The sequence below is a fragment of the Caballeronia sp. AZ10_KS36 genome (assembly GCF_023631105.1).
Classification (GTDB): Bacteria; Pseudomonadota; Gammaproteobacteria; order Burkholderiales; family Burkholderiaceae; genus Caballeronia.
The window spans coordinates 67732-85365 of record NZ_JALQDQ010000009.1; the positions used below are offsets into that span (position 1 = coordinate 67732).

The 17634-nt window shown below is 61.3% G+C and carries 24 protein-coding genes; all 24 read left to right on the forward strand.

Features of this window, described 5'->3' with window-relative positions; genetic code table 11:
• Positions 1 to 25 precede the first annotated feature (25 nt).
• The 24 genes from NCR35_RS05545 to NCR35_RS05655 all read left to right on the forward strand — a co-directional run bounded on the left by NCR35_RS05545 (position 26) and on the right by NCR35_RS05655 (position 17634).
• The gene (locus NCR35_RS05545; protein ID WP_250533499.1) at positions 26 to 940 is read left to right on the forward strand and encodes a ParB/RepB/Spo0J family partition protein; all 915 of its coding nucleotides are present in this window, start codon (positions 26 to 28) and stop codon (positions 938 to 940) included.
• Positions 933 to 2471 (forward strand): DEAD/DEAH box helicase, encoded by a 1539-nt coding sequence (locus tag NCR35_RS05550; RefSeq protein ID WP_250533501.1) that lies wholly within the window; start codon positions 933 to 935, stop codon positions 2469 to 2471. The genes NCR35_RS05545 and NCR35_RS05550 overlap by 8 nt, the downstream gene beginning before the upstream one ends.
• Positions 2461 to 3291, forward strand: coding sequence for a primase/helicase family protein (locus NCR35_RS05555; RefSeq protein ID WP_250533502.1), 831 nt, complete (start codon positions 2461 to 2463; stop codon positions 3289 to 3291). Before NCR35_RS05550 ends, NCR35_RS05555 begins: the two co-directional genes overlap by 11 nt.
• Before the next feature lie 371 nt (positions 3292 to 3662).
• On the forward strand, positions 3663 to 3851 hold the full coding sequence (locus NCR35_RS29980; RefSeq protein ID WP_350029185.1) for a DUF5710 domain-containing protein: 189 nt from the start codon (positions 3663 to 3665) through the stop codon (positions 3849 to 3851).
• A gap of 23 nt (positions 3852 to 3874) precedes the next feature.
• Positions 3875 to 4108, forward strand: coding sequence for a hypothetical protein (locus NCR35_RS05560; RefSeq protein WP_250533504.1), 234 nt, complete (start codon positions 3875 to 3877; stop codon positions 4106 to 4108).
• 205 nt (positions 4109 to 4313) lie between these two features.
• Entirely contained in the window at positions 4314 to 4703 is a 390-nt protein-coding gene (locus NCR35_RS05565) for a MarR family transcriptional regulator (RefSeq protein ID WP_250533510.1), read from the forward strand.
• Complete coding sequence (locus NCR35_RS05570; RefSeq protein WP_250533512.1) at positions 4700 to 4867, forward strand: hypothetical protein; 168 nt, start codon at positions 4700 to 4702, stop codon at positions 4865 to 4867. The genes NCR35_RS05565 and NCR35_RS05570 overlap by 4 nt, the downstream gene beginning before the upstream one ends.
• Positions 4864 to 5529 carry a hypothetical protein gene (locus NCR35_RS05575; protein ID WP_250533514.1) on the forward strand — a complete coding sequence of 222 codons (666 nt, stop codon included), beginning with the start codon at positions 4864 to 4866 and terminating at the stop codon, positions 5527 to 5529. Before NCR35_RS05570 ends, NCR35_RS05575 begins: the two co-directional genes overlap by 4 nt.
• 58 nt (positions 5530 to 5587) lie before the next feature.
• Positions 5588 to 5857, forward strand: a complete 270-nt coding sequence (locus NCR35_RS05580) for a BrnT family toxin (protein ID WP_250533518.1) — start codon at positions 5588 to 5590, stop codon at positions 5855 to 5857.
• The gene (locus NCR35_RS05585; RefSeq protein WP_250533519.1) at positions 5841 to 6125 is read left to right on the forward strand and encodes a BrnA antitoxin family protein; all 285 of its coding nucleotides are present in this window, start codon (positions 5841 to 5843) and stop codon (positions 6123 to 6125) included. The genes NCR35_RS05580 and NCR35_RS05585 overlap by 17 nt, the downstream gene beginning before the upstream one ends.
• A 31-nt stretch (positions 6126 to 6156) precedes the next feature.
• Positions 6157 to 6393 carry a hypothetical protein gene (locus tag NCR35_RS05590; RefSeq protein WP_250533520.1) on the forward strand — a complete coding sequence of 79 codons (237 nt, stop codon included), beginning with the start codon at positions 6157 to 6159 and terminating at the stop codon, positions 6391 to 6393.
• A 748-nt stretch (positions 6394 to 7141) separates the two neighbouring features.
• Positions 7142 to 7957: a hypothetical protein gene (locus tag NCR35_RS05595; RefSeq protein ID WP_250533522.1), complete on the forward strand. Its 816-nt coding sequence runs from the start codon at positions 7142 to 7144 to the stop codon at positions 7955 to 7957.
• Entirely contained in the window at positions 7957 to 8643 is a 687-nt protein-coding gene (locus NCR35_RS05600; protein WP_250533523.1) for a hypothetical protein, read from the forward strand. The genes NCR35_RS05595 and NCR35_RS05600 overlap by 1 nt, the downstream gene beginning before the upstream one ends.
• 171 nt (positions 8644 to 8814) lie before the next feature.
• The gene (locus NCR35_RS05605) at positions 8815 to 9393 is read left to right on the forward strand and encodes a hypothetical protein (RefSeq protein WP_250533525.1); all 579 of its coding nucleotides are present in this window, start codon (positions 8815 to 8817) and stop codon (positions 9391 to 9393) included.
• Positions 9371 to 11392: a phage terminase large subunit family protein gene (locus tag NCR35_RS05610; RefSeq protein ID WP_250533530.1), complete on the forward strand. Its 2022-nt coding sequence runs from the start codon at positions 9371 to 9373 to the stop codon at positions 11390 to 11392. The genes NCR35_RS05605 and NCR35_RS05610 overlap by 23 nt, the downstream gene beginning before the upstream one ends.
• A gap of 17 nt (positions 11393 to 11409) precedes the next feature.
• The gene (gene gpW / locus NCR35_RS05615; RefSeq protein ID WP_250533531.1) at positions 11410 to 11685 is read left to right on the forward strand and encodes a gpW family head-tail joining protein; all 276 of its coding nucleotides are present in this window, start codon (positions 11410 to 11412) and stop codon (positions 11683 to 11685) included.
• Positions 11686 to 11829: 144 nt separating this feature from the next.
• The gene (locus tag NCR35_RS05620; protein WP_250533532.1) at positions 11830 to 13350 is read left to right on the forward strand and encodes a phage portal protein; all 1521 of its coding nucleotides are present in this window, start codon (positions 11830 to 11832) and stop codon (positions 13348 to 13350) included.
• Positions 13347 to 14231: a S49 family peptidase gene (locus NCR35_RS05625; RefSeq protein WP_250533533.1), complete on the forward strand. Its 885-nt coding sequence runs from the start codon at positions 13347 to 13349 to the stop codon at positions 14229 to 14231. Before NCR35_RS05620 ends, NCR35_RS05625 begins: the two co-directional genes overlap by 4 nt.
• Before the next feature lie 180 nt (positions 14232 to 14411).
• Positions 14412 to 14879, forward strand: a complete 468-nt coding sequence (locus NCR35_RS05630) for a hypothetical protein (protein ID WP_250533535.1) — start codon at positions 14412 to 14414, stop codon at positions 14877 to 14879.
• Between the two features lie 27 nt (positions 14880 to 14906).
• Positions 14907 to 15320: a head decoration protein gene (locus NCR35_RS05635; RefSeq protein ID WP_250533537.1), complete on the forward strand. Its 414-nt coding sequence runs from the start codon at positions 14907 to 14909 to the stop codon at positions 15318 to 15320.
• A 76-nt stretch (positions 15321 to 15396) separates the two neighbouring features.
• Entirely contained in the window at positions 15397 to 16443 is a 1047-nt protein-coding gene (locus NCR35_RS05640) for a major capsid protein (RefSeq protein WP_250533538.1), read from the forward strand.
• A gap of 8 nt (positions 16444 to 16451) precedes the next feature.
• Positions 16452 to 16685 (forward strand): hypothetical protein, encoded by a 234-nt coding sequence (locus tag NCR35_RS05645; RefSeq protein ID WP_250533539.1) that lies wholly within the window; start codon positions 16452 to 16454, stop codon positions 16683 to 16685.
• Positions 16686 to 16688: 3 nt separating this feature from the next.
• On the forward strand, positions 16689 to 17036 hold the full coding sequence (locus NCR35_RS05650; RefSeq protein WP_250533540.1) for a head-tail joining protein: 348 nt from the start codon (positions 16689 to 16691) through the stop codon (positions 17034 to 17036).
• Positions 17029 to 17634 (forward strand): hypothetical protein, encoded by a 606-nt coding sequence (locus NCR35_RS05655; protein WP_250533541.1) that lies wholly within the window; start codon positions 17029 to 17031, stop codon positions 17632 to 17634. The genes NCR35_RS05650 and NCR35_RS05655 overlap by 8 nt, the downstream gene beginning before the upstream one ends.

The following is a 17634-nucleotide window of genomic DNA, read 5'->3' on the forward strand; positions in this document are numbered from 1 at the left end:
GAGCGTAAGGCGCAGGGGTCCGACCGTGTCAAATGAGTTCTTGCGCCACCCGCTCTCCGCAGCGTTCCCCACGTTCTCGCAGGAAGATCTCGCCGCTCTTGCAGATGACATTCGCCAGTTCGGGCAGCGCGAATCCGGCCTCATGCTCGACGGGATGATCTTGGACGGCTGGAATCGCTACTGCGCGTGCGAACTCGCGGGCGTCGATTTCAACTGGGTCGACTTCGAAGACGAGCATCCGGACGTGGATCCGGTCGCCTTCGTTCTTTCGAAAAACCTCCATCGGCGTCACCTGACTGCATCGCAACGTGCGGCCGCAGTGGTCGCGTGCTCGCAATGGGCGCCCGCCGGGAAGCCTAACGTGGCACCGGGTGCCACGTTAGCCACGAACGCAGATCTTGCCCGAGAAGCCGACGTAAGCACGCGCACCATTCGTCACGCTAAAGCAGCCCACGAAGCCGGCCTTGGCGAGGCTGTCATCGCCGGCGAGATCAGCCTGAAGCAGGCAGACGCGCAGATCAAGGCAGCGCGCAAACCATCCGACGTTGTCCGGACCCTCGAAGGCGAAGAGGGTTCGGATGAGGCGCCGGCAGTTCAGCCGTTTTCGTTGCCGCACAGCGATGAGCAGTCCTCACCGCGCCAGCCGCGAAAAGAAGATGCATCGCTGGCGGAAGCTGAGTCCATCATTTTGGACCTTCGCGACCAATTGGCCGACGTCAGCCAGGCGGCGCGCGACTTGGAGCTCGAGTTGGAGGCCTATCGATCGGCCGAGACGGGCGAGGGCGAGAAAAAGCTGATCGAAGCGAACAAGCGTGTCGCGAAGCTCGAAGCGGAATGCCGCCGGCTCGAAACTATCCGCGATGATTGGATGAACAAGCACGCCGAGGCGCTGAAGGAAATCAAGCGCCTCAAGCGCCAACTGGAGCGCGGACATGCCTGAAGAAATCAAGCTCCGTCCGTATCAGTTGGCATCGATCGAAGGTCTTCGAGTCGGCGCGCGCGACGGGCACCGCGCGCAGGTGCTGATGGCGCCGACTGGCGCAGGCAAGACGGTGATCGGTGCGCATCTGTCACAAGAGGTCGATCGCAAAGGTCGGCGCGCCGCGTTCATTGTCGATCGTATCAATCTCGTCGACCAAACCAGCGCACTGTTCGATCGGTATGGCATTGCGCATGGCGTGGTGCAAGGGGGCCATTGGCGAAATCGCGCCTACGAGCGCATCCAGATTTGTTCCGCACAGACCATCGAGAAACGCGGTTTCTTTCCGCAACTCGACCTTCTGATCGTTGACGAGTGCCACGCGACCCGGAAGGCGACCGCACAGCTTATCCAGAACCGGCCCGATCTTCGGGTTATTGGTCTGAGCGCCACGCCATTCTCCAAAGGGATGGCTGAGCTTTACACGAACTTGGTAAACGTCTGCACGACCAACGAACTGATCGAAGAGGGTTTCCTCGTACCACTGCAGACGTACGCGGCGCGCGCCATCGACATGACGGGCGCAAAAGTCGTGGCGGGCGAATGGTCCGACAAGGAAATCGAGCAGCGCGGCATGGCGATCGTCGGCGACGTCGTCTCCGAGTGGATCGACAAAACCAACCTTCATTTTGGCGGCCCGGTCAAAACGATCGTCTTCAGCGCGACGGTCGAGCACGGGCATGAACTCTGTCGCCAGTTCAATGAGCATGGCTACAACTTCCAGCAGATCAGCTATCTGGATGGCAGCGACGACGAGCGGCGCGCCATCATCGACGAATTCCGCAAGCCGGACAGCACCATCACTGGCCTCGTGTCCTGCGAGGTGTTCACAAAGGGTTTCGACGTACCTGACATTCTCTGCGGCATTGGCGCTCGTCCGTATCGCAAAAGCCTTTCGAGCCACATACAGCAACTCGGGCGCGTGATGCGCCCGTCTGAGGGAAAGACGTTCGGTCTCTGGCTCGATCACTGCGGCAATGTGATGCGCTTCGGAGCCGACACGCAGCGCATCTTCGCTGAAGGCCTGAACCGCCTTGACGACGGCGCGCTTGACGCGAAAGTGCGGGCCGAGCCGACCGAGAAGGAAAAGAAGGAGATCGTCTGCTCCTGCGGATTCGTGCTACCGCCGGCATGCACGGCGTGCCCGGCCTGCGGGAAAGAGCGCGAGCGTCGATCGATGGTCGAGAACGTCGCGGGCGTCATGGAGGTGGTCGGCGAGGTTTCGGCGGCGCGTGCGAAGGTCCCTGAGTATCTCCGCGACCGCACATCGGTATGGCGTCAGCTCTGCTGCCTGGCGATCGAGCGTCGGCCGAAGGATCAAGAGGCGGCGCGCAAGTTCGCACTCGCCCAGTTTCGAAACCTCTATGGCTGCTGGCCCAAAGGCGAGTTCTCGACCGTGGATCTCGAAGCGCCGTCGCGTGAACTGAAGGGAAAGGTTCAGTCACTGCTTATTCGTCGCGCGCATCAGGCGGGGAGGTCGAATGCAGTTTGAGGAATTCGCCCGCGTGCACGGCCTGATCATTCGCGGCGTCGAGTATGACGGTAAGCCGCACCGCGTGCCGACGGAGGATCATCCACGAAAGCGAAACGGCGCATATATGTGCGATGGCCATTCGGGCTGGGTCCAGAACTGGGCCGTCCACGAGCGTGCCATCGCCTGGCGCCCGGACCGCACCGATGCTCGGCCAATCGAGTTGCCGAGGCGCGATCGCGCTGCTGAGGCACGCGACGAAGAGCGGCGGCGCGCCCGCGCGCGCTCGGAGGCTGCGGAGATTGTCCGGCGCTGTGAATACACATCTCACGACTACTTGACACGCAAGGGTTTCCCGAATGAGCGCGGTCTCGTCGACACGGACGGTCGGCTGGTCATTCCGATGCGTTCGGCGGCCGACTACTCGACGATCAACAGCGTGCAATGGATTGGAGAGGACGGCACCAAGAAGTTTCTGCCCGGCGGCATTGCCAAGGGCTCGATTTTCACGATGGGCGTAGGACGCGAGCACTGGTTGGTCGAGGGGTTTGCCACGGGCCTTAGCGTGCGCGAGGCACTACGTTCGCTGCATCGGCCGGCGCGCGTCGTTGTTTGCTTTTCCGCAGGAAATCTCAAGCACGTCTCTTCGCTGATAGCTGGCCGTCGCTTCGTGGTCGCAGACAACGATGAAAGCGACACGGGGCGGCGCGCTGCTGAGGCGACGGGTTTGCCGTGGGGAATGCCTTCGATGGTGGGGCAGGACGCCAACGACATGCACAGAGCTTCTGGATTGGGATCGGTTGTGACGATGGTGCGAGGGATGATTCGCGGCGAAAAGTAGTAGGCGACGGGCCGCGAATAGGCAGAGCGGAATAGAAGAAAGCCGATGGGGGGCCACTAACCCAGCCCTGAATAACTGGTGTCGCGCCAGCTCAATAAACGATGTCGAACAGTGGGGATGTACCCCTGGAACCGATGGATGGCCACCGCACACGGGCGCGGCAGTCGGTTTAGACGAGATATACCCACCGCGACGAGGCTCAAGAGTTTTTGAGGGCCGCGCTACGGGTGTGGTTCTTTGGAAGTGGCCACGCAGGGGTTATGCCCTCGTGAGGCAGGTGCAGTAAGGAAAAGCGTTCCAGCATATGGGGCTCTGTTCTGTGTATGCGGGAACTGTGCGAGACAGAATTTTTTCCGTGAAGGGCGAAAAACATGATCGTGTGGCTAAACGTTCCGTTCTCTCAGAAGGGCGATGCGAGGCGTAAGGGTGCAAGGTGGTCTGCATCGCACAAGCGATGGTTCGTCGAGAACGTCGAAGACCTTGAGCCCTTCATGGGGTGGATTGATGATCGCCTCAAACGTCCGGCTGCGTCGAAGGTTTCACCGAGGGCTTCGCGATGAATTGCAGGCGAGGTGATCTCGCAGTGATCGTGCGAGCAGCAGCGAGCGGCGACGAGTCGTATCGGAAGTACACGAAACGCTTGATCGGCAAAGTCGTCACCGTGACGAAGCGGGAGATGCAAGGCGCCGAGGTGTGCTGGACGATCCGAAGCCCATTTTGGATGCGCATCGACGGCGAGAAAACCCGAGTCACGGGAATCCACGACAGTCTTTTGCAGCCTATTCGCGGCGCGGCGCGTGACCTCGAGGTTCTATGAGGCGCTTCGAATATCTCGACCCCGCAGTCGTGCTTGAGCGGAAGCAGGAGGGCACGTGTCTCGGATGCGCGGTGTTAGAGGTTTCTCGATGGAGCGGCACTCGAAAATACGTGTGCAGCAAGGGTTTCCAGAAGGCGTCGATCGAGTGGATTGAGATGCGCCGCTGCAGAAAGTATGAGGAGGAAGAGCCGATATGAGGCCGCCGTTGACGTTCGAAATTGTGATGCTTCTGAGCAAGTCGGAGTGGGGCCTGCAGAGCGCCATGATCGCGCGAGAGCTAGAGGCCTCGCGCGATGCTGTCCAGAAGGCGCTGCCGAAGTTGGTTGCACGGGGCTTCGTCACTCGCGCCAAGGCGCGCAAGGGCGAGTTCAGCCGCTATTTCGTCACAGATGAACAGGCGGCGCGATACCGGCTCATCTGCGCTCGAAGGGTGCCGGCGCAGTTCGGCGCCATGCCCGACGATGCGATCGCACGGAAGCTCAAATTTTTGGAGTCGGTTGGCCGTGGTGTCTTCGGTGAAAGTCCTGTGCTTGCCGAAATCATTGCGGATTTTCAGGAATTGCGCCGCCGACAGGCGGAAGCATTTCTGTCATGAAGACGCCGCATACGAGCTGTGCGCGCGGCACTCGGGTGCGCGTCGTTTTACGCAGCGGCGAGGTGATCGTCGCGAAATTCGTGGAGCGGACTGGCAAGTTCGTGTTGTTGGAAGGGCATCGCCTGCGCGGTGCTGACATTCGTACCTTTGGGATAAAAAAATGACTGGAATCTTCGACTCCACCGAGCAGGCACTGCACGTAAGCTTCTTGATCGTTTCGATGCCCGCGCGGCAGAAGAACACGTTTCGCATGGCGCTGATTCAAGCGTTGGAGTCAGTTGGCCGGCTGAGCGATCGCCAGGAGTCGTTTCTTGCGTACCTGCGCGGCGAGAAGAGCGGCACGGTGGATTTCTCAGGTCTCTCAGCTGACGAAGTGCGTGCCCAATGCGCGATGGTCGTCGCGGCCGTCTCCGATCAGCTTCCCGAGCCCGAACGCAACGCCTTGTGGATCCGCTTTGCGCGGGGCATCCCGGCACGGCCCAAGAGCGCCACCGTGGCCGCCGACCCTGGCGTGCCGCCGTCCAGCGAATGGCGGCGAGGCGTCTTCGGTCTCGCGAACGAGATGCGCGCCGCACTAACGATCAACCGCCGAGAGGCAATCATCGCTTTGATCGCGGCCCACGCTTTCCCGCATCAGCGCGAGAAAGATTTCTCATACGCCAACCTCTCGAAAGAGTTCGGCATCCCCGTCCGGACGCTGGAGCGCGCTGCCTTCACCATTCGCAAGCGGCTTCGACTGCTGGAGCGCCAGGCCGTCGACAGACTACAACCGCTGTTCGAGCGCGGAGGGGTGGTAAGCGCCGAGGAATGCCTCGAAACAGCATGAAATCCGTAGCTACAAATATTCCTTGCGCGATTGTATTTCTGTAGCTACAATTATTCACATGGACATCACATTCGACCCGGCCAAAGACGAAGCTAACATCGCAAAACACGGTGTTTCCCTGCAGTTGGCAGGTTTCTTGGACTGGTCGGACGTGCTGGCCTACGTTGATGCGCGTCGCGACTACAGAGAAGTTCGTGAAGTCGGTTTCGGCGTCATCGACGAGCGCCTCTACTGCGTGGTGTTCACGCAGCGGGGCGACAGCATGCACATCATCAGCATGCGCAAGGCAAACAAGCGCGAGGTTAAAGACTATGTCGAGCAAGCCTAAGATCATCATGCCGACGGAAGAAGAGAATGAGGCGATCAACCGCGGCATCGCCGCGGACCCGGATACGTACGAAGTGCCGGCAGAGGACTTCAAGAAGATGAAGCGACTCGGCGCGCGTGGGCGTCCGCGGCTCGAGTCGCCGAAGGTGCAGTTAACGGTTCGCTACGATGCCGACATCGTCGAGCGGTTCAAGGCCTCAGGAGACGGATGGCAGTCGCGGATGAATGACGCGCTACGCGACTGGCTGAAGGATCATCAACCGGCATAGGCGAGGTGCCGTTGATAAGGAGATGCAGAAAATGGGGTGGCTGAGAAATGCTCCTACGCTACGCGGCTATTACTGGTTGCGCTGGTCCGAAGCGCAGGCCGGTGGAGAGATGGTCGAGATCGAACCGATTCAATCCGGAGACGACGCTGGTCGCGTTAAGGTGCATCGAATCGGTTTTCATCGTGACGAAGCATGCTTCACCGACGACGTGTTATTCGCGTTGGCGCAGTGGTGGTCCGAGCCGATCAAAATGCCAAGCGACAAGTAACCCCCGCTTCGATTCAGTGCTTGTGTACGTGGCGGATTGATGCTACATTTTCGTCAGATTGCAGAAGTCCCTCTGAGCCCGCCGCGTGCGGGCTTTTTCATTGGTGCGCCATGAATTCCATCAGTCAACTCCGGTCCGATACCAACGACGCGAACGGAGCCGACTGGGTCGACATCATTCGTCAGCGGGAGGCAGAGCTTCGCGCCATCGGGCGATTGTTTCCCCAGCGCCCCGATATGCCGCAAGATATGCGTCTGACACAACGTTCGAGAAAAGCCCTAGCTCGCTTGTTTCCTCTATTTTTTTCGAGATCAAGCTGAGTAGAGGCTCGGCGTTCCTTTCGGTTCTGATCTTGTATTTGAGAGCGAGCGAAAGGACGTCGCATCGTGCTCTGAGGAAATCGATCTCAGCCTCAAACTTCTTGAACTGCTGTTGAATTTGCTCGTTTGTCATGCGCGCACCGGCTGGTGAGTGGAGGAGGTCAGAGACCTCGATTCTGCCATGCCGGCGGCGCGCATCTTTGCTTTCACGGTAGCGCACCGTATCTTGGTCTGGTGGCTTGACGCGCAGCTCATACCAGACCGCTTCCGTGAGAGTGAGTAGCTTCCGCGCGGAGTGGTCAGTCAGCCGGAGATCGGCACAGGCCGCTCTCGCATTCGAAACACGTTTGCGCGTGTCTCCTCAGGGCAACTGCCCTTCTGAACGCCTCGGTCTAATCGCCGAGGCGTTTCCTTTTTAGGAGGTTGCTGTGCTCAAGTACAACCCTGAAACGAAGGTGATCTTCGACAATACCGAGCCGGCCATCGAGCCGATTCGCGAGATCACGCGTGACGAGATCCCTGACCTGATCGCAAACGGAGCGGGCGTTGACCCGAGCGCCAACGTGGGGGAGCAAACCTCGTCGCCAGCCGTGACGGATGGCGTTGCCCCGGCTGCTCAGGCCCCGGCTGTGCCTGTGACCGGCTTGGGTACGGGCGTTGACGCGGGAAACGCGGATGCGGCTGTCACTGGCTCGCCGAGTGTGACCGCCGCGCCGGATGCGAACTCCGCATCGAGCGTCGATACGCAACCGGCGATCGACTCGAATTCTATCGGCGCATCTACGGCATCGACGGTTGATGTCGCGAAAGAAGCGGGAAACGAAACAGCTACGCCCGCGATCTCCGACTCGCAATCAGTCGACGCTTCGCCCGAGGTGATTTCTAACGCGCAGGCCGATGCCGGCGGCGCGGGCGCATCGGACCTCAATCCCACGCCGGCCGCGCCGAACACCGACGCGCAGGCCGCGCCTACCGGTGTTTCCGCTGACACGGTGCCGGTCGCGGCTGCCGAAGAGGCGGATGGCGGAGCAGGCAGCGCCGTGAACCCGATCCCGACGGCTCCGGCGGTTTCGCCGGAACTCAGCGCGTCCGCTGAAGAAGACGAACACCCGCTGGCCATCATCGCGGAGGTCGAGGCGCTCGTGCTGCTCATCGGCAACGCGGCGCTGCACCAATACCACCGTCTGATTAAGCGCCTTGCAGACCTGAAGAACCATCCGCAGGTCAAGGGCGACGCCGAGTAATGGCCACGCCGGTCCGCATCAACGTATCGGCAGACCTGCGCAGCCTGACACGGGTTCTCAGTGATCTCGAGAAAAAGCAGCTGCCCTTTGCGTCTGCGCAGGCGCTGACGGCAGTTGCGAAGAACGTTCAAGCCGCTGAGAAGGCTGCGTTGCCGCACGTGTTCGATAGGCCGACGCCGTTCACGGTGAACTCGATCGGCGTCAAAGCGGCACGGAAGAACACGCAGGAAGCACTGGTGTTCGTGAAGGACATCGCGGCTGCCTATCTAGAGCCGTACGAGTTCGGCGGCACGCACAAACTGATCGGTTCAGGAAAGACCTGGCTCAATCCGAAAGACCGCGCGCTGCTCAACCAGTACGGCAACTTCAGCAAGTCGACGCTGAAGCGACTGGAAGGACGGCCAGACATATTCGTTGGCTCAATCAAGACGAAGAGCGGTGATTCGATCGGTGGTGTGTGGCAGCGCCCGACTGACGTCAGCGCAATCAAGCGCAGCGGTAAGCGCGGTGTTGCATTGCGTGGCGTGAACAAGTCAGGCCATCTGCGTTTGCTAATCCGCTTCGGCGATGCGCAGCCAGTGCGCCAGCATCTCGACTTCGGTAAGCGTGCACGCGACGTGGTTGCGGCCACGTATCGCCGTGAATTCCAGACGGCGTTCGCAAGGGCTCTCGCGACAGCGCGATGATGCGGGGATGTTGTAAGAAATGCGATTCGTGGATGGTTTATGTGGGATCTCCCAAGTAATTCGTGTACATATTGCAGCGGGTCCCTCTCCGCCCTTCTGCTTCGCGGGCACTGCGCGCGCGCGATCTTTCTCTAGCCACAAAAATTTGAAATTTGGGTAACACCAGCGGCGATGAATCAGAGCGAGTTTGCAACTCTCCACGGCGTCAGTCGAAAGACGGTCACAAAATGGAAGGAGCGCGGCTGGCTTGTGTTTGCGGGCGACGAAGTCGATGTAGACGCGTCGAATGCGCTGCTGAAAAAGTATCGGCGCGACGGCACGCCCGCTGTTACCCCTCCTGTTACCCAGGCGTCGGCAGGTAACAAACCGAAAACCGTTACCCAGGCGGCGAGCGAGGTAACGCTCGGCGAGCGCGAGAGCGCGGCGGACGCCGCAGACCGCATCTTGTCGGGCAACGTGCAGCTTCTCGACTTCGACGACGCGCGCTGCTTCAAAGAGAACTATCTCGGGCTGAAGGCTCAGCTCGAATACGACCGCGATTCCGGCCTGGTGATCGACGTAGCCGAAGTGGCGAAAGCCGTCGGCACCGAATACGCCAAGGTCCGAACCCGCCTGCTGTCGATTCCCGCGGAACAGGCTCCGCGTCTCCATCGGTGCAAGACGCCTGCCGAATTGCAGGACATGTTGCAGGAGGTCATCACAGAAGCACTCGAAGAACTCACTCGCGATGGAGCAGGCAACTCTAAATAGCACCCGGCGGTACGCTCGCGGCTATGAGGCGTTGCGCGCGGGCCTCGCGGCGGCGCTTCGTCAAAACCTGACGCCACCGCCGAAGCTGACATTGAGCGAGTGGGCGGAGCGCTATGCGGTGCTCTCGCGCGAAACGAGCGCGCAAACCGGTCGTTTTCGGGCGTTCGGGTATCAGAGGGGCATGCTGGATGCGGTAACCGATCCCAGCGTCGAGAAGATCAGCGTCATGAAGTCGGCTCGCGTCGGCTATACGAAGCTGATGGATCACGCGGTCGGCTTCTTCATCCACCAGGATCCTTCGCCGATTCTCGTCGTTCAGCCCCGCGTCGAGGATGCAGAGAGCTATTCGAAGACGGAAATCGCGCCGATGCTGCGCGACACGCCGGTGCTCGCGGCGATCGCGGGCGATCAGAAGGCGAAGAACAGCGATCAGACCATCCTCGCGAAGACGTTCCGCAACGGGGCGAGCTTGACGCTCGTCGGTGCGAACAGCCCGGCTGGCTTCCGGCGTATCACGTCGCGCGTCGTGATGTTCGACGAGGTCGACGCCTATCCGGTCGACGGCGCGGGGAATGAAGGCGATCAGATCGCGCTCGGCACGAAGCGGTCTGAGACCTTCTGGAATCGCAAGATCGTCCTGGGCTCGACGCCGACGGTGAAGGGCTATAGCCGGATCGAGAAGAGCTTCAGCGAGAGCGACCAGCGCTATTTCTTCGTCGCCTGCCCGCACTGCGGCGAGCGCCAAGTGCTTGAATGGGGCAGTCCCGAAACGCCGTACGGCATGAAGTGGGACAAGGACGAGCACGGCAACGGCATCCCGGAGAGCGTCTACTACGTCTGCCGGCACAACGGCTGCATCATCCATGAGACCGACAAGGCCGACATGGTGACGAACGGCGAGTGGCGCGCGACGAAGCCATTCAAGGGACATGCCGGATTTCATATCTGGGCCGGATACAGCCTGTTTCCGAACGCGTGCTGGTCGAATCTCGTTGCCGAATGGCTTCGCGTGAAGGACGACCCGCTCGCGCGGCAGACGTTCATCAACTTGGTGCTCGGCGAGCCGTACGAGGATCGGGGCGATCGCGCACTGAGCGAGACGAGGCTGGCTGCTCGCACGGAAGTCTGGGATGCAGAAGTGCCCGACGGCGTCGGGCTGATCACGGTCGGTGGTGACGTCCAGGACGATCGCGTCGAATTGGAAACGATCGGCTGGGGGCACAACGAGGAAAGCTGGTCGATCGACCACGCGGTCATCGAGGGCGACCCCGAGAGCGCGGAGCTATGGAAACGCGTCGATGAGTATCTGAAGCGAGTCTGGCGGCGCGCTGACGGTCGCGGCTTCGCTGTCTCCGCTGCTTGTATCGACTCCGGCGGTCATCACACGCAGAAGGTGTACGAGTTCGCGAAGGCGCGACTCGGGCGGCGCGTCTGGGCGATTAAGGGCGAGTCGGCGCGCGGCGGCGCGCGGTCACCTGTGTGGCCGACGAAGCGGCCGTCGTCTCGAACGAAATCGACGTTCCGTCCGATCATCATCGGCGTGAACGCAGCAAAGGACGTGATACGCGAGCGCTTGCGGCGGGATCCGGAAGACACCGATGGCGTGCTGACGTACCCGGCTGGATACATGCACTTCCCGGCTGACCGCGACATCAATTACTTCGCGCAGCTCATCTCGGAGCGCTCGGTGACGAAGTTCGCCAACGGGCAGAAATTCCGGGTGTGGGAATTGCCGCCTGGCCGCGCGAACGAAGCACTCGACATTCGGGTGTACGGATATGCGGCGCTGTGCGGCCTCATGCACATGGGCCTGAAGTTGAACCGGCGCGTCGAAGCGGTGCAGTCGGATCCGTCTGATCTTGAGCCGCCTGCTCCGGAGACGCGGCAGGAGGTCGAGCTCGATGTTGTGAGCGCAGCTCGGCCAGTGCGCCCAGATGGCCCGATCATCAAACAGGCGCAGCCTGAGAAACGCTCTCGGATCCGGCGGCTCGCCGGCTGACGCATAGGAGAACCACTTTGCGATGCTTCGACCCGAGCCGTAGTCTGCTCGCCGGCATGGATCAGACGGCGCTGCGACAGAGCCTTCTGCAGGCTCAGCAAATCTACATTCAGTTGATGTCAGGGGCTCAAGGTGAGTCGTATTCGTACACGCAGGGCGACGGCACGCGATCGGTGACCTACACCCGGGCGAATCTCGCGGAACTGACCGCCGCGATTCAACTGATGCAGGCGCAACTCGGCATCGTCGATTCGCCTCGCAGAGCAAACAGACTGACTTTCTCACGGCGATAAGGCATGGAATCGAACGTACAGCTACTTGGTCCGGACGGGAAGCCGCTGCCGGAGCGCAAGAGCCGTGCGCTCGCGCTGAACGGGAGCTATAACAGTTACGGCGGGCACAGCGCGTACGACGCGGCCGACATCTACGGCCAGCACATGCGCGAGTGGAATCCCGTGCTGTGGTCGCCCGATGGTGAACTGAATCCCTATCGCGATCGCATCGTCTCGCGTGTGCGCGACCTGGTGCGCAACGACGGATGGGCATCGGCGGCGGTGACACGCACGCTCGACAACGTGATCGGCGCGGATTTCCGGCCGATTTCGAAGCCTGACTATCGGGCGCTTGCAGCGATGACCGGGAATAAGAGCTTCGATCACGTCTGGGCGGACGAATTTGGCCGCGCTCTAGAAGCTGGATGGCGCACGTGGTCGGAAGACCCGGCGCACTTCTGCGATGCGCAGCGTAAGCTGACCATCCCGCAGATGATGCGACTGGCCTTCCGCCACAAGATCGTCGACGGCGATGCGCTCGCGATCCTTCAGTGGATGCCTGAGCGGCTGCCGCGCGGCGCGCGTTACGCGACTGTGCTGCAACTGATTGATCCCGACCGCCTGTCGAACCCGCAGCAGAATTTCGACAATCAGACGATGCGTGGCGGCGTCGAGGTGGATGAATACGGCGCGCCCGTCGCGTACCACATCCGTAAGGCGCACCAGGGCGACTGGTTTAGCGGCAACAAGCAGGTGTCATGGGAGCGGATCGCCGCAGAAACAGATTGGGGCCGTCCGATCGTCGTCCATGATTACGACTTCGATCGCGCGTCGCAGCATCGCGGCGGCGCGGGCATCCTGACGCCAGTGCTGCAGCGGCTCAAGATGCTGATCAAGTACGACGGAACTGAGCTCGACGCAGCGATCATCAATGCGATCTTCGGCGCCTACGTCACGAGCCCGTTCGACAAGCAGCTCGTCACCGAGGCTCTTGGTGATGGTGAAGAGGCGGTCGACGGATACAACGGCTATCAGGACGCGCGCGCCGAGTTCCACGACAAGACGGATCTCCGCCTCGGCGGCGCGCGGCTGCCGATCCTGTTCCCCGGCGAGCAGATAAACACGGTGTCGGCTACGCGGCCGGCCGGCAACTTCGCCGAGTTCGAGAACGCCATGCTTCGCAATGTCGCGGCGGGCACCGGCATGTCGGCGCAGCAGATCACGCAGAACTGGGCGGACGTCAACTACTCGTCGTACCGCGCTGCTGCGCTTGAGGCTTGGAAGACGTTCGATCGGCGCCGCAGCGACTTTGGTCGCGGATTCGGTCAGCCGATTCTGTGCGCCATGGTCGAAGAGATGATGGACATCGGCGAGCTTCCGCTTCCGGCGGGGGCACCCGAATTCGCGATGGCGCGCGCGGCATACACCCGTGCGTGGTGGATCGGTCCGGGCCGCGGATATGTTGATCCGATGAAAGAACGTCAGGGCGCGGCGCTCGGCATAGAGTCGGGTCTGTCGACGCTCGAAGACGAGTCCGCGCAGCTATCGGGCAACGATTGGCGCGACAACATTGATCAGCGCGCGATCGAGATCCAGTACTTCAAGGATCGCGGCATTCCTCTTCCGTCGACGCTTAAGGACGATGCGACGGCGGACGAGGTCACACAGGAACCCAAGGCGCAATGAACAACCTTCTCCCACGACTGGCGACGCGGATGTTCAATACGCCCGTCGCCATCCATCCGCGCAAGGCGGAGATCGTGGTGGCGGCGCTCGCCGATCGGCTTGGCATCGGCAGCATGGTGCGTCTCGACGGTTCGGGCATCGCGCCGATGATGATGGAAGACGAGGAATACGGCTTCGCTGAGCCAGGCCGCACGCCGCGCGCGGGCTACGACACCGTCGGCGGCGTCGCGATCATTGAGGTCCAGGGCACGCTGGTGCAGAAACTCGGATCTCTGCGACCGTACAGCGGAATGTCGGGCTATGACGGTATCCGTCAGAACCTGCTCACCGCGATCGCAGATCCGGACGTCAGCGCGATCGCGTTCGATGTCGATTCCCCCGGCGGCGAGGTAGCGGGCTGTTTCGATCTGGTTGACACGATCTACAGCGCGCGCGGCCAGAAACCGATGTGGGCGATCGTCAACGAGTCAGCTTACAGCGCTGCATACGCGATTGCGAGCGCGGCTGATCGCATTGTTGTTCCGCGGACCGGTGGCGTTGGTCACGTGGGCGTGATCTGCGCGCACGTCGATCTTTCAGAAGCGCTGACGAAGGCTGGCGCTAAGGTGACCTTCATTACCTACGGGGATTTCAAGGCAGACGGTCGGCCGGAACTCCCGCTGTCTGACGATGCGCAAGCCCGCATTCAGGCGGACATCAACACGATGGGCGAACTGTTCGTAGAGACAGTCGCCCGCAACCGGAATATCGCGGCCGCCACGGTGCGCGATACGCAAGCCGCAACCTTCATGGGCCAGAACAGCGTGGCCGTTGGGTTTGCGGATGAAGTGGCGGCGCCTGATGCCGCGTTTCGGGCACTGGTCTCAGCGACCTTCGCCTAAACAATCTCCATAGGAAGTCAAATGTCGAAACTGACGAAGATCGCGAGCGCAATGCCGTTCGCCCATTTCCTCGGGCTTCCGGGTGCTGCAGAGTCGGCGCCGGCCGCATCGGCTCGCGCGGAAGACGACGAGGATCGCAAGCAGCGCGACGGCGAATCCGACGAGGACTACGCCAAGCGCATGGAAGAGCAGGACGAGAAAGACAAGGCCAAGAAGGCCGAGCAGGAAGAGAAGGACAAGGAAGCGAAGCGCGCGGAAGAAAGCGACGACGATGTCGACGCGGAAGCCGATGACAAGGATGACAAGGAAGAAGGCAAGCGTGCAGGTCGCGCGAAAGGCGCGCGCCAGCGCGAGCGCGTTCGCTGCGCCGCCATTGTCGCCGAAGGCGTGAAGCGCGGCATGGTCAAACAAGCTTGCGCATTCGCGTTCGACACCAGCATGAGCGCGCGCGAAGCGATCAGTGCGCTGGCCTATGGTCAGCCGGATCAGCCCGCAGCAGCCGCACCCGCTGCACGCAAGCCTTCGCTCGACGAGCGCATGGCGCACTCCCGCCCGGCAAACCCCGGCAATTCGGCACCTAGCGCCGCTGAGCCGGACGCTGCCGACCGAATCCTCGCGGCCGGGAAGCGCCGCCGCGGTGAACAGTAACCCCTCCCCAAACCCGGAGAAACTCAGATGGCATTGACTCCTACCACGGTCGGGGAGAACCCCCAAGTCCCGTCGGCTTCCGCACAGACCTTCGTCCCCGATCAGCTGATCGCGGGTCCGAAGCAACTGATCACCCGTAACGTAACAATCACCGGCGGCCCGTTCGTGCGCGGCACGGTGCTCGGCAAGATTACGGCGAGCGGCAAGTTCACGGCCGCGCTTTCCGCATCGTCCGATGGCAGCCAGGCGCCCGTCGCGATCCTGGCCGACTACGCAGACGGTAGTGCCGGTGATGTGGTCGCAGGCGTTTATCTCGAAGGTGAGTTCAACGTCAACGCGGTGACGCTCGGCACGGGCATCACTGCGACCGCTGCTCAAGACGCTCTGCGTCCCTTGGGCATCCATCTCAAGTCCTCGGTCTCGGCTGCTGACCCGAGCTAACAAAACCTGAACTGATGCAAGGAGCCCCGCCACCGAGCGGGGCTCCTTCATTTGGGCCACACACTCGGAGAGAGCAATGCCCGGAAACCTGATTTACGACACGAACAGCCTGATCAAGGTCGTTCGCAACCTGAAAACGGCACAGAGCTGGATGCTCGATCGGTTCTTCCCGAACATGATCATGTCGGACACGGAATTCGTGTCAATCGACGTGGACGTCGGCAAGCGTCGCATGTCGCCGTTCTGCTCCCCGCTCGTCGAGGGGAAGCTCGTCGAAAGCCGACGCTATCAGACGAACACCTTCAAGCCGCCCTACATCAAGGACAAGCGCGCGCCGGATCTGCGCAAGCCCGTGCGCCGCATGATCGGCGAGCGCATCGGCGGCGACATGGAACCGGAAGAGCGCGAAGCACAGAATCTGTCGTTCGAACTCGAAGATCAGATCGATATGCTGACCCGCCGTCTGGAATGGATGGCAGCGCAGGTGCTGGTGACCGGCACGCTCACTGTGTCGGGCGAAGGCTTCCCGACGACCGTGATTGACTTCGGCCGCGACGGATCGTTGACGATCGCCTTGACTGGCGGCGCGCAGTGGACCGCGGCGAACATCGCTGCCGGTACCGCGAATCCCACCGGCAACATCGAAACATGGCAACAGCAGGTGCTGAAGTCCTCGGGCGCGGGCGTGACCGACATCATCTTCACGCCGAAATCGTGGAACGGCTTCAAGCTTGATCCACTGCTCAAGGGCGCAATTTACTACCCTGCACTCGGTCAAAACGGCAACGTCGTGAACGTCGGACCGCAGATCCAGAAAGGCGCGGTGTCCAAGGGGGTCTGGGGACAATTCAACCTCTGGCTTTACAACGACTGGTTCGTTGACGACAACAACGTCGAACAGCCGATGATCCCCGACGGCACTCTCATCATGACCGGCCCCGATCTCGACGGTACCCGTGCCTTCGGCATGATTATCGACCCGGCGTTCAACTACGCTTCGCTGCCGTTCGCGCCGAAGACCTGGCTGAAGGACGACCCGGCCCAGCGCTTTCTGATGATGCAATCGGCTCCGATCATCATCCCGAGCCGCGTCAATGCCGCGCTCGCCGCGACTGTCGCGTGAGGTGAACGATGGCTGAGAAACTCATCGAAGCAATCGTCGCGCGCAATCGCACCATCCATGTCCAACCCGAGAAGGACAAGGAGCCGGTCATCAAGACGGCTGGTCAAACGGTGCGATTGCCCGAGTCGGAAGTGAAGCGCTTGCGTGGTCTCGGCTTCCTCGTCCCCGAAAAGGTCGAGGAGGTCAAGCTCGAAGGTGCGCAAATTTCGGGCGGTCAGGTGTCGATCAACGAGTCGGAGTGAGTGATGGATTGGGACGACATCGTCGACGGCAAGATTCTTGGGCCGCTGATGGCGCAGTTCGGTACTGCCATCACATACATGCCTGCCGCCGGCGGTTCGTTCCAGATCACCGGTGCATACGACAAGGCGTTCTTTGGCGTCGATCCTGTGACGGGATCGACGGTCGTGACGAATCAGCCGACGGTCGGCATTCAGGTGTCGCAGTTCACGCTCCTCGGCATTGAACCGCAGCAGTACGACGCCCTCACCATCAACAAGACTGGCGAGCAGTGGCAGGTTAGAGAGGTTCATCTCGACGGCCACGGCGGCGGCCGGTTGATGCTTAACGTTCCGGGACAGATCGATGCCTGACACAACGGGGCGCGCGCAGTTGCGCGCAATGCTCATCTCGATCCTCAAGACGATTCCGGGAGTCACGGTTTATTCGCCTGGCGACTGGAACGTGCCGGCCCCGAAGCTTCCCGCGGTCAAGCTAAGGCAGGGCCGAGACCTGAAGCAGAGCGGTGGCCGAATCGGTCAGACAGCTTTCACCACGGTGTCGGATTTCGAGATTCGTTTTGAGGTCCAGGCGAATTCGGGCCCCGAAGCGCTGGCATCGCTCGAGAGTTTCGCGGCGTGGTTCGAAGAGGTCGTCTTCAAAAGCATCCCGCTTCGATCCCTCGCTCAGGACTTCCCGCGCTGCGAGACGCAAACCGATGTAGTCGCAGACGGCTCGTCACATGTCGGCGTGATGTCGATTGTGCTCGGTGTCGAATATCCGGAGGCTTTTGCCCCCGACATCGATACGAAACTGCTCGACGTGAACCTCGTCGCCGACCTGATGGACGTCGCAGATAACACTGGGACATATCCGAATCCGCCTTTTCCTGACGCTGTGACGCCGGCGCCGCGCACGCATGGTCCTGACGGACGTGCCGAGGGCACCGTCAACGTTCAATTTTCTCAATAG